The organism is Streptomyces sp. NPDC058985, from assembly GCF_042740985.1.
In the GTDB taxonomy this organism is placed as follows: domain Bacteria; phylum Actinomycetota; class Actinomycetes; order Streptomycetales; family Streptomycetaceae; genus Streptomyces.
The window spans coordinates 54,842-67,305 of sequence record NZ_JBHYJX010000015.1 but is presented as its reverse complement, the minus strand read 5'-3'; the positions used below and the strand labels follow the sequence as shown (position 1 = coordinate 67,305).

The 12,464-nt window shown below is 74.0% G+C and carries 12 protein-coding genes; 7 read left to right on the top strand and 5 right to left on the bottom strand.

Annotated elements, in window-relative coordinates:
• Positions 1-24 precede the first annotated feature (24 nt).
• Both ACFW01_RS16120 and ACFW01_RS16115 read left to right on the top strand, forming a co-directional pair.
• Complete coding sequence (locus ACFW01_RS16120) at positions 25-1,155, top strand: alpha/beta hydrolase (protein WP_384504113.1); 1,131 nt, start codon at positions 25-27, stop codon at positions 1,153-1,155.
• 128 nt (positions 1,156-1,283) lie between these two features.
• Positions 1,284-2,543: a hypothetical protein gene (locus tag ACFW01_RS16115; RefSeq protein ID WP_384504111.1), complete on the top strand. Its 1,260-nt coding sequence runs from the start codon at positions 1,284-1,286 to the stop codon at positions 2,541-2,543.
• A 35-nt stretch (positions 2,544-2,578) separates the two neighbouring features.
• On the opposite strand, the gene ACFW01_RS16110 is transcribed toward ACFW01_RS16115, so the two are convergent.
• Complete coding sequence (locus tag ACFW01_RS16110; RefSeq protein ID WP_384504109.1) at positions 2,579-3,937, bottom strand: PH domain-containing protein; 1,359 nt, start codon at positions 3,935-3,937, stop codon at positions 2,579-2,581.
• Positions 3,934-4,464: a PH domain-containing protein gene (locus ACFW01_RS16105; RefSeq protein ID WP_161326156.1), complete on the bottom strand. Its 531-nt coding sequence runs from the start codon at positions 4,462-4,464 to the stop codon at positions 3,934-3,936. Before ACFW01_RS16105 ends, ACFW01_RS16110 begins: the two co-directional genes overlap by 4 nt.
• A 31-nt stretch (positions 4,465-4,495) precedes the next feature.
• Between ACFW01_RS16105 and ACFW01_RS16100 the strand changes: the two genes are divergently transcribed.
• On the top strand, positions 4,496-5,647 hold the full coding sequence (locus ACFW01_RS16100; protein ID WP_234959479.1) for an NADH-quinone oxidoreductase subunit D: 1,152 nt from the start codon (positions 4,496-4,498) through the stop codon (positions 5,645-5,647).
• Here the strand turns inward: ACFW01_RS16100 and ACFW01_RS16095 are convergent.
• Entirely contained in the window at positions 5,612-6,700 is a 1,089-nt protein-coding gene (locus tag ACFW01_RS16095; protein WP_384504106.1) for an SAM-dependent methyltransferase, read from the bottom strand. The two genes, ACFW01_RS16100 and ACFW01_RS16095, sit on opposite strands and share 36 nt — an antisense overlap.
• Positions 6,701-6,818: 118 nt before the next feature.
• On the opposite strand from ACFW01_RS16095, the gene ACFW01_RS16090 reads away from it, so the two are divergent.
• The 3 genes from ACFW01_RS16090 (at position 6,819) to ACFW01_RS16080 (ending at position 9,465) form a co-directional block, all read left to right on the top strand.
• Positions 6,819-8,024, top strand: a complete 1,206-nt coding sequence (locus ACFW01_RS16090; protein ID WP_234959481.1) for a sensor histidine kinase — start codon at positions 6,819-6,821, stop codon at positions 8,022-8,024.
• Between the two features lie 53 nt (positions 8,025-8,077).
• Entirely contained in the window at positions 8,078-8,752 is a 675-nt protein-coding gene (locus tag ACFW01_RS16085; protein ID WP_384504104.1) for a response regulator, read from the top strand.
• Positions 8,753-8,814: 62 nt separating this feature from the next.
• Positions 8,815-9,465, top strand: coding sequence for an AAA family ATPase (locus ACFW01_RS16080; RefSeq protein WP_384504102.1), 651 nt, complete (start codon positions 8,815-8,817; stop codon positions 9,463-9,465).
• Positions 9,466-9,541: 76 nt separating this feature from the next.
• Here the strand turns inward: ACFW01_RS16080 and ACFW01_RS16075 are convergent, their stop codons facing one another.
• Entirely contained in the window at positions 9,542-10,648 is a 1,107-nt protein-coding gene (locus ACFW01_RS16075) for a DUF5937 family protein (protein WP_384504100.1), read from the bottom strand.
• 180 nt (positions 10,649-10,828) lie between these two features.
• On the opposite strand from ACFW01_RS16075, the gene ACFW01_RS16070 reads away from it, so the two are divergent.
• Positions 10,829-11,044 carry a hypothetical protein gene (locus tag ACFW01_RS16070; RefSeq protein ID WP_234959484.1) on the top strand — a complete coding sequence of 72 codons (216 nt, stop codon included), beginning with the start codon at positions 10,829-10,831 and terminating at the stop codon, positions 11,042-11,044.
• 121 nt (positions 11,045-11,165) lie between these two features.
• On the opposite strand, the gene ACFW01_RS16065 is transcribed toward ACFW01_RS16070, so the two are convergent.
• Positions 11,166-12,353 (bottom strand): threonine aldolase family protein, encoded by a 1,188-nt coding sequence (locus ACFW01_RS16065; protein WP_384504098.1) that lies wholly within the window; start codon positions 12,351-12,353, stop codon positions 11,166-11,168.
• Positions 12,354-12,464 lie beyond the last annotated feature (111 nt).

Sequence of the window (12,464 nt, the reverse complement as noted above, 5' to 3'; positions counted from 1 at the left end):
GAAAGCGCGGGCAGGTACCAGGGCATGGGTCTCACGAGCGACAAGGTGCTGGCGTTGGCGGTACTGGCCGGCGTGCTGCTGTTCGCCGGCACGGTGTGGCTGTGGCCGCGGCTGGCCCGGGGTGGCATACGGGCGGTGCTGGGGCGCGCGGGCCTGCTGCTGGCGACCCAGTTGGCCGTCTTCGCTGCGGTCGGTCTGGTGGCCAACCAGTCCTTCGGGTTCTACGGCAGCTGGGCCGATCTGTTCGGCCGGGAGGACGGCCGGGGGGTGGTCGTGGACCACGCGGCCGGTGGTTCCCCGGGGCCGCTCAGGGTGGTGGGGGACAGACGGGTGACGAAGGTGGGAGGGGGGAGTCCCGAAACGGGCGGGCGGATCGAGGAGATCGAGGTCGTCGGGCGTACGACGGGGATCGCGACACCCGCGTACGTGTATCTGCCGCCGGAGTACTTCCAGACCCGGCACCGCGGCCGTACGTTTCCCGCGGCCGTCGTCCTGACCGGGTACCCGGGGACCGCCGAGGCGCTGGTGGACAAGCTCCACTATCCGCGCACGGCATGGGAGTCGGCCCGGGCCGGCCGGATGCGGCCGATGATCCTGGTGATGCTGCGGCCGACGGTCGCGCCGCCCCGGGACACGGAATGCGTGGACGTGCCGGGCGGCCCCCGGACGGAGACGTTCTTCGCGAAGGACCTGCCCGAGGCGGTGGGCGGCCACTACCGCGTGGCCGGAGGGCGGGGGAGCTGGGGTGTCGTCGGCAACTCGACGGGCGGATACTGCGCGCTGAAACTCGCCGTGCACCATCCGGAGGTGTTCGGCGCCGGGGCCGGGCTCTCCGCGTACTACGACGCGCCGAACGACCCCACCACCGGTGATCTCTTCCAGGGCGACGAGGAACGCAAGAACCACGCCAATCTGTGGTGGTATCTCAAGAACAAGCCCGCGCCGGACACTTCCCTGCTCGTGACCAGCAGCAGGTCGGGCGAGACGAACTACCGGGACACGCTCAGGTTCATCGAGCGGGTCAAGAGCAGGAAGCCGACCCGGATCTCCTCGATCATCCTGGAAAGCGGCGGGCACAACTTCAATACCTGGCGGCGGGAGATTCCCGCGACGCTGGAGTGGCTCGGTCAGCGGCTGGGTGGGCGCCCCGCGTAAATGATCTTGAGGTAATTCGCCCCTCGGCGGGCTTGTGGAATCCCGGTGCCGTGTGAACACGTCGGAGAAAGCCGTGTTTTTACGGGGCGGGGCGCCAAGATTCGCCTACGCGCGGTAAGTTTCTGGCCATGCCACGTGGACGTCACCGCCATTCCCCGCCTCTGCACAGGCTGCTTCCTCCGTCGGCGATCGCAGGCGTCTCCGTCGTCTGCGCCCTCGGCCCCTGGGTGTTCAGCGAGACCGCGATCCTCCGTGTGCTGGCCGCCGCCGCCGCGGTGACGGCCGTCGTCGGCGCGGTCGTCATGCGGCACTGGGACGCACAGGCGGGCAGGCGCGTCGCCGACCTCACGCGCGCGCGGGCGAGCGACGAGTGGCGGTACGAGGAACGGGTCGCCGAACTGGAGTCCGACCTGGAGGAGTCGCGCGAACTGCGCGTCAAGCTGGAGCACCGGCTGCGGGCCAAGCGCACCGAACTGGCGGGTCTGCGCAACGAGCACGCCTCGCTGCTGCGGCGCTACGCCACGGCGGAGACCGAGCGTGCCACGGCACTGGAGGGCCGCCGCCTGCTGGAGATAGAGGCGGTGCCGTCGGCGCCCGCGCTGCCGGCGGCACGACCGGCACCGGCCGGGGAGACGGCCGGCGAGGACGGTGTCCCGGCCGCCGAGGACACCGGCGAGGCGGAGAAGGACGAGGCGCCGGCCGTCTTCTCGCCCGCGGGCTCGCGGCTCTTCCTCCGGGCCAACGCGGCCCTCGCGCGCCTCGACGAGGACGCGCCGAACGGCCCGGACGGTGGCGGCCGGGACGACGGCGGCGACTCCTCCTCCGACGACGACGACGAGGACGGCGGCGACGACGGCGACGGCGGTGACGACGGCGGCAGCGGCGGTGGCGAGAGCGCGACGGCGCCCGAGGCGGCCCAGGAGGACGAGGCGGACGAGGCGCAGGGGCAGCCCGAGGCGGCCGACGGGCACGAGAGCTCTGGTCCCGCCGCTCCGGCGACGCAGTCCGACGATCGGCCCGCGCCGCCCGACCGGTCCACCCGGCGGGCCGACGGGCACTTCACGGTGCCGACCGCGGTGGCCGTCGTACCGGCGGCTCCGGCGCGGCGTCCGTCGGTCGAGGGCGGCTTCGACTTCTTCGGCACCAAGGAGCCCGGGGACGGCGCGGACGGCGCGGGATCTTCCGACGCCGCCCTGGAGACCGTCCAGAACGAGGATCTCGCCGACGTGGTCGGCCAGGAGGCCCTCGCCCTGCACAAGGCCGAGGCGGAGGCCGCCTTCAAGCCGGCCGGCGAGGAGTCCCGGGGGGTCGGCCAGGTGATCGACCTGACGGAACACGACGAGACCGAGCAGATCGACTTGCAGGGGCTGCGCAGCGCGGTGTCCTGAGCGTCGGACGGGCCCGAGGGGCGTGCCGGGGCGGCTCAGGCCATCCAGCGGTCCGGCGGCGCGTCCCGGCGGCCGGTCCGGGACCGTTCCGCCTGGCTGTCCAGCAGCCGGGCCGCCTCGCCGGCGTCCCGCAGCCGCGCGGTCACGGTCTTGTTCGCCCCCGTGTCCACCCGTACGTCCGCCAGCCGCAGCGCCCGCTGCCAGGGTCCCTGGGTCAGGCGGACGCTCTGCACCTTGGCGTGCGGCACCAGCGCCAGGCTGCGCCGCAGCAGTCCGTACCGGGCCGCGAAGACCGCGTCGGTGACGGCGAGGCCGTAGCCGCGCCACCACAGCGGCCTGCACCGCGCCGCGCGCCGCGGCGGACGCGACAGGTCCCGCGCCGCCGGCACGGTCACCCCCGGCAGCACCCGCGCGACGACGGACTCGGCGATCTCGCGCGGGGCGACCGGCAGCAGCACGGAGTTCGACGAGCCGGCCACGTCCAGCTCCACCCGCACCCAGCCGCGCCGCCGCCACAGCAGCGGCTCCACGATCCGCACGGTCTGCACCCGGCCCGGCGGCACCGTCTCGTGGGCCCGGTCCAGCAGGCCGTGGTCGATGCGGAGCCCGTCCTGGGACTCGGCCACGGTCCAGTCGTACTCCCCGACGAACCGGCCCGCGCTGCTCGCGCCCGCGGCACCCACGAGGGGGATGGCGGTCGCCAGCACCGTCCACAGGTTGTGGGTGGCCAGCCAGAGCAGCGTCGGTACGACCGCGGCGGCGAGCAGCGTGCCCCAGGTCGCGCCGGTCAGCAGCAGCGAGACGGCCAGCACACCGGGCGGCACGCGCAGCAGCTGCCGGGCGGGGGCCTCACCGACCTCGTGCGCGGTCTCGGGGGCGAAGCCCGCCGCGCGGGCGAGCAACTCGGCCCGCAGCGCCCGGGCGTCACCGGCGCCCAGGAAGGCCAGTTCGTCCTTCTTGCCGGTCCCTATGACGTCGAGTTTGAGCTTGGCGACCCCCACGACCCGGGCCAGCAGCGGCTGGGTGACGTCGATGGCCTGGATGCGTTCGAGGCGGATGTGCGCGGTACGGCGGAACAGCAGCCCGGTGCGGATGCGCAGCTCCGTGCCGGTCACCGCGTAGTGGGTGAACCACCAGGTCAGGAAGCCGTAGAGGCCGGCGGCCGGGATCAGTACGGCGAGGCCGACGAGGATGTGGGTCGTGGTCAGCCGGGTCAGCTGGCGCTGCGCCTGGTCGGGGTCGTGCACCGCCCAGCCGACGAGCACGGCGACCGGTGCCCACGCGCGGCGCAGCGGCGTGACGGGGTGCAGGCGGCGCTCGGTGACGCCGTCCGCTCCCGGGGGCGGGCCGTGCTCGGCGGCCTGGGTGGAGCCGCCGGCCCCGGGCGTGGTCACAGCCCCGCCGATCGGGCCTCGCCCAGCTCGGTGAGGCGGTCGCGCAGGCGTTCCGCCTCGGCCGGGTCGAGGCCGGGGATGGTCGCGTCGGTCGCCGCGGCGGCCGTGTGCAGTTGCACGCTGGCCAGGCCGAAGTGCCGCTCGACCGGCCCGGAGGTGACCTCCACCAGCTGCATCCGGCCGTAGGGCACCACGGTCTCCTCCCGCCACAGCACGCCCCGGCTGATCAGCAGGTCGTCGGCGCGCTCGGCGTACCGCCAGGAGCGCCAGTTGCGCTCCAGCATCACCCAGCCCCAGGCCAGCAGGGCCAGCGGCGGCAGCGCGAGGGCCGCCCACGGGGCGCCGAGGAACAGGCCGGGCAGCAGCCCCGCGGCGAGGGTCAGCAGCCCCAGCCACACCACCAGCAACAGCCGCCTCATGCGCAGCAGTCCTGGCGGCAGGCCGGTCCACACCGGCTCGTCCCGCGCCGGAACCGCCGCGTCCGTCGCCCCCGCCGTGCCCGCGTCGTCAGGGCTCCCCGTCTCCATGAGGCCAGCGTACGTAGGGGAGACTGTGTTCATGACTCCTACGACGGAGACCATGGTCGGGATCGGCGGCGCCGCGGAGAGCACCGACATGGTGCTCAACATCGGGCCCCAGCATCCCTCCACGCACGGAGTGCTGCGGCTCAGGCTCGTCCTGGACGGCGAGCGCATCACCAGCGCCGAGCCCGTGATCGGCTACATGCACCGCGGCGCGGAGAAGCTCTTCGAGGCCCGCGACTACCGGCAGATCATCGTGCTCGCCAACCGCCACGACTGGCTGTCGGCGTTCTCCAACGAACTGGGCGTCGTCCTCGCCGTCGAGCGGATGCTCGGCATGGAGGTCCCCACGCGCGCGGTGTGGACGCGGACGCTGCTCGCGGAGTTGAACCGGGTGCTCAACCACCTGATGTTCCTGGGGTCGTACCCCTTGGAGCTGGGCGGGATCACCCCGGTCTTCTACGCCTTCCGGGAGCGGGAGGTCCTCCAGAACGTCATGGAGGAGGTCTCCGGCGGGCGCATGCACTACATGTTCAACCGCGTCGGCGGCCTCAAGGAGGACCTCCCGGCGGGCTGGACCACGCGCGCGCGTGCCGCCGTCGCCGCCGTGCGCTCGCGCATGGACGTCTTCGACGACCTGGTGCTGGGCAACGAGATCTTCCGCGGGCGCACGCGCGGGGTGGGCGTCCTGACGCCCGAGGCCGTGCACGCCTACGGCGTCAGCGGGCCGATCGCGCGCGCCTCCGGCGTCGACTTCGACCTGCGGCGCGACGAGCCGTACCTCGCCTACGGCGAACTCCAGGACACCCTGAAGGCCGTCACCCGCACCGAGGGGGACTGCCTCGCCCGCTTCGAGGTCCTCCTGGAGCAGACGCACAACGCCCTCGACCTCGCCGACGCCTGCCTGGACCGCCTGGCCGAGCTGGCGCCCGGGCCGGTCAACCAGCGGCTCCCCAAGGTGCTGAAGGCCCCCGAGGGCCACACGTACGCCTGGACCGAGAACCCGCTCGGCATCAACGGCTACTACCTCGTCAGCAAGGGCGAGAAGACGCCGTACCGGCTGAAGCTGCGCTCGGCCTCGTTCAACAACATCCAGGCGCTGACCGAGCTGCTGCCCGGCACGCTGGTCGCGGACATGGTGGCGATCCTCGGGTCACTCTTCTTCGTCGTCGGCGACATCGACAAGTAGCGCGGCGGCGTCCACCCCGCCCACCGGCTGGAGCAGCCACCCGAAGTCACCGAGACCGCCCGGCGCGAGCAGTTCGGCCGCCTGCGAGGCGCGCGTCAGGGCGCGCACGTACGCCGCCGGGTCGGTGGAGGCCAGCGCGAGCGGGGGGCGTACGCCCGTGACCCCGAGGGCGCGCAGGGCCTCGCGCTGGGGGCGTACGAGGGCATCCGGGGGCGTGCGGTCCGGAGCGCACCTCGCGGCGTGGGCCGACGCACACGCGTCCAGCGCCACATGCGCGGTGATGTCGCACGACCCGTCCGGCACCGGCCGCGTCTCCCGCCCCGCCCGGAAGCCGGTGAGCGTCCCGAACGGCGGCCGGGAGTCCACGGTGTGCGCGTAGTCCGCGGCCACCGCGAGCCCCGCGTCCAGCGACGCCACGGCCGCCGCCCAGGCGGTGTCCCGGGGCAGCCCGATCTCGGCCCGCAGCCCCTCCTCACCGGGCAGCGGCCACCACCGCGCCAGCCACGCGGCCTCCGCCCCGGCCACCGGCTCGCCGAGCCGCTCCGTCCCGTCGCCGCGGACCAGCACCCGCCGCGCCACGCCCGCGGCGTCCACCTCCGCCACCTCCACCGGCACGTTGTCCAGCCACTCGTTGGCGAACAGCAGCCCGGTGACGCCGCGCGGCGGCTCGGCGCGCCACTCGATCCGGTGGTCGAGACCCTCGGGACGCCCGGCGACCTCGACGGCGTACGCGCGCGTGCGGGCCGCCACGGCGGCGGGCAGCGCGGCCAGCACGCCGGTGACCAGCTCGCCCCGTCCGGCCGCCATGTCCACGAAGGCCAGCGGGGCGGGCCGGCCCAGGGCCTCGTCGACCCGGCACAGCAGCCGCGCCACCGCCGCGGCGAAGAGCGGCGAGGCGTGGACGGACGTGCGGAAGTGCGCGGCCGGACCCTCCGGACCGGCCCGGTAGAACCCCACGGGCCCGTACAGGGCCTCCTGTGTGGCCTCCCTCCAGCCACGCCACTCGCCGTGCGCCTCTGGAATCCCTTCGGCCCCTGTCGTCCCTGCTGTCACAGGCCCAGGCTAGGGGCACAGAGGAGCGGGGCCTCCACCTTGCGGAGTATGCGCGGCGGATACGGATCGGCCCTCCGGTTGACCCCTGCACCTATTCCGCTTCCCTACGCTGGGTTACGTGCAGCGCCTCTACGACTTCCTCCGCCGACACCCCACCGGGGTCGACTCCTTCTGGGCCCTCGTCCTGCTCGGGATCACCCTGGTGTCCGTGTCGGGTCCGGGGACGTCGGACAGGGGCACCCGTCTCCTGGCGCTGATCATCCCGTTCGCCGTCCTGCTGAGCGTCGTGATCGCGCTGCGCCAGCGGATGCCGGAGCGGATGCTGCTGCTCGCCGTCGCCATCGGGGTGGGGCAGCTGGCGCTGGACGTCTCCACGATGCCGTCGGACTTCGCCTTCCTGGTGATCGTCTACACGGTCGCCGCGACCGGCGCCCGCTGGGCCTCCCGCACCGCTCTCGCCGTGGGGCTGTGCGCCGCGCCCTTCGCCCAGCTGCGCTGGGCCGACGACGAGCTGGGGATAGGGAGCAACATCGCCATAACGGTCTTCCAGGCGGTGCCCTTCGCGCTCGCCTGGGTGCTCGGCGACTCCATCCGCACCCGCCGCGCCTACTTCGCGCAGCTGGAGGAGCGGGCCGCCCGGCTGGAGAAGGAGCGCGAGGCACAGGCCAAGGTCGCCGTCGCCGCCGAACGCGCCCGGATCGCCCGCGAGCTGCACGACGTCGTCGCGCACAACGTGTCCGTCATGGTCGTCCAGGCCGACGGCGCCGCCTACGTCCTGGACGCGGCCCCCGACCAGGCGAAGAAGGCCCTGGAGACCATCTCCTCCACCGGCCGCCAGGCGCTGGCCGAGATGCGCCGCCTGCTCGGCGTGCTGCGCACCGGCGAGCACCAGGAGGCCGGCGAGTACGTCCCGCAGCCCGACGTCCAGCAGATCGAGGACCTCGTCGAGCACTGCCGGACCTCCGGGCTGCCGGTCGACTTCAAGGTCGAGGGCACCCCGCGGCAGCTGCCCAGCGGCGTCGAGCTGACCGCGTACCGCATCGTGCAGGAGGCGCTGACCAACACCCGCAAGCACGGCGGGCCCAACGCGGGCGCGAGCGTGCGCCTGGTCTACTTCGACGACGGACTCGGGCTGCTCATCGAGGACGACGGCAAGGGCGCCCCGCACGAGCTGTACGAGGAGGGCGGCTTCGACGGCCAGGGCCACGGTCTGATCGGCATGCGCGAGCGGATCGGCATGGTCGGCGGGACCCTGGACGCGGGACCGCGACCGGGCGGAGGATTCCGCATCAGCGCGCTGCTGCCCCTGAAACCCGCACACTGACGACCGCCCCCGCACGCACGTACCGCGTTGACACCTGTAAGGAAGAGGCCCCGATGGCGATCCGCGTAATGCTCGTCGACGACCAGGTGCTGCTGCGCACCGGGTTCCGGATGGTGCTGGCGGCCCAGCCGGACATGGAGGTCGTCGCGGAGGCGGGCGACGGCGTCGAGGCCCTCCAGGTGCTGCGCTCGACCGCCGTGGACGTCGTCCTCATGGACGTCCGGATGCCCAAGCTCGACGGCGTGGAGACCACCGCACGGATCTGCGTGGACCCCGACGCGCCCAAGGTGCTGATCCTGACCACCTTCGACCTCGACGAGTACGCCTTCTCGGCGCTGAAGGCGGGTGCCTCCGGCTTCATGCTCAAGGACGTGCCGCCCGGCGAACTGCTCGCCGCCATCCGCTCCGTGCACAGCGGCGACGCGGTCGTCGCCCCCTCCACCACCCGCCGGCTCCTCGACCGGTTCGCGCCCATGCTGCCCACCACCGGTCAGGAGCCCCGGCACAAGGAGCTCCAGCGGCTCACCGACCGGGAGCGCGAGGTCATGGTGCTGGTCGCGCAGGGCATGTCCAACGGGGAGATCGCGGCGCGGCTCGTGCTGTCGGAGGCGACCGTGAAGACGCACGTGGGCCGCATCCTGACCAAGCTGAACCTGCGCGACCGGGTGCAGGTCGTGGTGCTCGCCTACGAGACCGGGCTGGTGCGGGCCGGCGGGGGACAGGGCTGAACCGCAAAGGGGGACCGGCTCACGGGGCTCCGCCGGTGCGCCCGCGTCGGTAGGGTCTGCGCATGCTCCTGTGGATCAACGGCCCTTTCGGGGGCGGCAAGACACAGACTGCCTTCGAGATACGGCGGCGGCTGCCGGGCAGCGTCGTCTGCGACCCCGAGCACGTGGGCTTCGGGCTGCGCCGCACGCTGCCGCCCGAACTGCGCGGAGACTTCCAGGACTTGTCCTCCTGGCGGCAGGGCGTGGTCGAGGTCCTCGACCTGGCGCTCACCAAGCACGACGGGGTGGTGATCGCGCCGATGACGGTCACCGACTCCGGGTACTTCGCCGAGACCGTGGGCCGCCTTGGCGAACTGGGCCACGACGTACGCCACTTCACCCTCCTCGCCGAGCGCGAGACGGTGCTGCGGCGGCTGCGCGAGCGCGGCCTCGGCCACCTGATCGGGTACGTCAGGTACGCCGGGTACGCCCGTGGGAAGCGTCCCGGGCCGCGTCGCGACACCTGGGCCGAGGGCCGGCTCGACCACTGCCTGGAGCGGCTGGCCGAGCCGGAGTTCGCCGAGCACCTGTGGACGGACCACACGACTGTCCCGAAGACCGCCGACCGGATCGCCGTGCTGGCGGGACTCACCCTGAGGCCCAACAACGAGGGCGCGCTGCGCACCCGGATCAGGCAGGCGGGCGTCGGAATCCGGCACATCCGGGCCGACTGAACCGGCCGCACGTACGCCCGCTGACCGGCCGCACGAACTGCCCGCCGACCGGCCGCACGCACCGCCCGGCGCCGGGCTACCGGAGTATCCCCTCCAGGAAGTCGCTGCCCAGCCGGGCCACCACCGTCACGTCCAGCTGGTGCAGCACGTACCGGCCGCGGCGGCGGGTGGTGATCAGCCCCGCCTTCTTCAGCACGCCCAGGTGCCGGGATATCTCGGGGGCCGTCATGCCGTGCACCTGCGCCAGCTCGCCGGTGGTGTACTCGCTGCGGGCCAGATACCGGCAGATCCGCATGCGCACGGGGTGGGACAGCGCGGTCATCCGCAGCGTGAGCTGCTCGACCGAGGGCGGCGAGGCCATCTCCGGGGAGCCGACCGGGTAGTGCAGCACCGGCTGCCAGCCGTGCCGGTGCAGGACCATGAGATGCGGCCAGCCCAGGCTGGTCGGGACGAGCAGCAGGCCGCCGTCCGCCGTCGCGGAGCGGCCGTCGCCCAGCTTGTCGACCGTGATCCGCGCGGCGCCCTCGTCCAGCGTCACCGCCGTGGAGACGGCGGCCAGCGCCTCGGCGAGGCCCTTGCGGCGCAGCAGGTCCGTCTTGAGCCGGGCGTCCGCCGCGAGCTGGTGGCGCAGCCGGGACCAGGCCTCCGCGAAGAACGCCTCGTCGCAGTCGTGCGCGAACTGCCGCAGCCAGCCCCGGATCCGGGGCGGGTCGACCAGCAGCCGCTCGCTGAAGCGCAGCTGCTGCGGGCCGCGCGCGGCGGCGAGGTCCAGGGCGCGCCGGCGCACCTGGGCGCTGGCGAGCGCGGAGACCCCGTCCGTGCTGTACGGCAGCGCGCAGGTGAACTCCAGGGCCGCGTCCACGAACTGCTCGTCGGACAGCTTGTCCAGCAGGTCGAGGTCCTCGGCGAGGGTGGCGCCGGGCAGCGTGCTGCGGCCCGGCACCCCGGCGAACGGCATGAACAGGTCCGAGAAGGTGGTCCGCCACAGGAAGTCCGCCTCGCACATCCGGTCGGCCAGATGCGAGTCGAGCCGGGCGGTCACGCCCGTGGCCCAGCCCTGCAGACCGGGGTGGTGCCCCGGCTCGGACAGCGCGTGCAGCGCCATGCCCAGCTCGGCCAGGGGAGAGGGCACGACGGCGACCCTCTCCGGCCGCAGCCCCGCGATGTCGATGCGCACGCTCATGCCCCCATGGTGCACGCCGCCACCGACAACGCCGCCGCCGATTGACCGCGCCCGTCAATCGGCGCGACCGCGGGCCGGGACCGGAGCAGGGTGGGGTCACCGGGGCAGCCGCGGAGCCCCCTCCGCGGAGCCCCTCCTCACCGCTGTCTCCGACCCGTCTCCGGGAGAAGGCGATCCGCCATGAGCATCACGCAGCAGTACCTCCTCGACACCTACCGTGCCCGGCAGCTCGGCGAGCCCGCCCCGCCCCCGCCCGGCACCCACGACCGGCAGGTCGTGCGCGAGTGGCGCGAACGCCGCCGGTTCCGGGCCGTACTCGCCGGCCGCCCCGCCCACGGCCGCCTGCGGCGCGCACTGCGCGGGTGGTGGTCCCGGCGGCCACGCGCCCTGGGCTGAGCCGGCCGCCGCCCGGTCGCGCGGTCCGGCCGCGAGGTCCGGCCGCGAGGTGAGCGGCCGTTCTAGACGTGCCCCGCGCGGGCGGTGGCGCCGGGTGTCCCGGGCCGACGTGGTCCGCCGCTCAGTCCGCCAGCCCGGCCACGAAGTCCGCGACCGCCGCCCGCACGTCGTCGGGCGTCCACTCCAGGCCCGCCGTCCCCACGCCGACCTCCGCGACGGCGATCCCGGGCCCGGCGGGGTCCCAGGGCCCGGCGAACAGCAGGACGCCGGTCTCCTCGCCCTGCCGGAGCGCGGCCTCGCCCAGGACCTCGGCGTCGTACGGCAGCCAGACCCGGAACTGGTGGGTGTGCGGCACCTCGGGCTGCACGCGTGCCCACGGGACGCCTGCCGCCGCGAACCCCTCGTGCAGCGCGGCGGCCACCACGCGTGCGTGCGCGACCTGTTCGGGCAGTCGCGGCAGTGTCCGCTCCAGTCCCGCCAGCGCCGACAGGGCGGTGGGGAACTGCTGGAACAGGGCGCCGCCGTAGCGGTGCCGCCACGCGCGCGCCTCCTCCACCAGCGTGCGCGGACCGGCGAGCGCGGCGCCGCCGAAGCCGCCGAGCGACTTGTAGAACGACACGTAGACGCTGTCCGCGAGGCCCGCGATCTCCGCCAGGGGCCGGCCGAAGTGCACGGTGGTCTCCCACAGCCGGGCGCCGTCGAAGTGGACCACCGCGTCCCGCTCCCGCGCCGCGGCGACGACCTCGGTCAGCTCCTCCCAGGCGGGCAGCACGTAACCGGCGTCCCTCAGGGGCAGCTCCAGCATCAGTGCCCCGAAGGGCTCCTCGAAGTCGCGCACCTCCGCCGCGGTCGGCAGCCGGGGCTCACTGGTCACCCGCACCGGCCGCAACCCGCTGACCCGGCTGAACGCGTTCCGCTCGTGCACCTCGGGATGGCTCAGGCCGTGCAGGGCGACCGTCGGGTCGCCGGTGCGGCCGGCCCAGCAGCGCAGGGCCACCTGCTGGGCCATCGTGCCCGTCGGGAAGAAGGCGGCGGCCTCGAGGCCGAGCAGCAGGGCGGTCCGCTCCTCCAGGGCCTCGACGACGCCGTTGCCGTACATGTCCACCGGCTCGTCCAGGTCGTAGAGGTCCTGGACGTCGTCGAGCAGCGCCAGCCGTTCGCGGACGGTCCGCAGGTGGCCGGGGCGGTCCAGCACCCGGCGGGCGGCCCGCTGGACGGCGACCCGCCGCTCCCGCGTCCGCCGGTTCCGCTCCGCCGGGGGCGCCTCCTGCCCGGCCGGTCCGCCACTTTCCTCCACGGTGTCAGTCATGACGGGATCATGCCGGGTACGGGCCGGAAACCCACAGCCTGTGGACAACCGAACGTCCCCCGAACCAATCGCGTTAACATGACGAGAAATCGTCCGGTACCCCGAGCGGAC

Bases quoted from the DNA above. Each gene is read 5' to 3' on its own strand.
- ACFW01_RS16120 (WP_384504113.1), top strand. From the start codon at position 25: ATGGGTCTCACGAGCGACAAGGTGCTGGCGTTGGCGGTACTGGCCGGC.
- ACFW01_RS16115 (WP_384504111.1), top strand. From the start codon at position 1,284: ATGCCACGTGGACGTCACCGCCATTCCCCGCCTCTGCACAGGCTGCTT.
- ACFW01_RS16105 (WP_161326156.1), bottom strand. From the start codon at position 4,464: ATGGAGACGGGGAGCCCTGACGACGCGGGCACGGCGGGGGCGACGGAC.
- ACFW01_RS16100 (WP_234959479.1), top strand. From the start codon at position 4,496: ATGACTCCTACGACGGAGACCATGGTCGGGATCGGCGGCGCCGCGGAG.
- ACFW01_RS16085 (WP_384504104.1), top strand. From the start codon at position 8,078: ATGGCGATCCGCGTAATGCTCGTCGACGACCAGGTGCTGCTGCGCACC.
- ACFW01_RS16080 (WP_384504102.1), top strand. From the start codon at position 8,815: ATGCTCCTGTGGATCAACGGCCCTTTCGGGGGCGGCAAGACACAGACT.
- ACFW01_RS16075 (WP_384504100.1), bottom strand. From the start codon at position 10,648: ATGAGCGTGCGCATCGACATCGCGGGGCTGCGGCCGGAGAGGGTCGCC.
- ACFW01_RS16070 (WP_234959484.1), top strand. From the start codon at position 10,829: ATGAGCATCACGCAGCAGTACCTCCTCGACACCTACCGTGCCCGGCAG.
- ACFW01_RS16065 (WP_384504098.1), bottom strand. From the start codon at position 12,353: ATGACTGACACCGTGGAGGAAAGTGGCGGACCGGCCGGGCAGGAGGCG.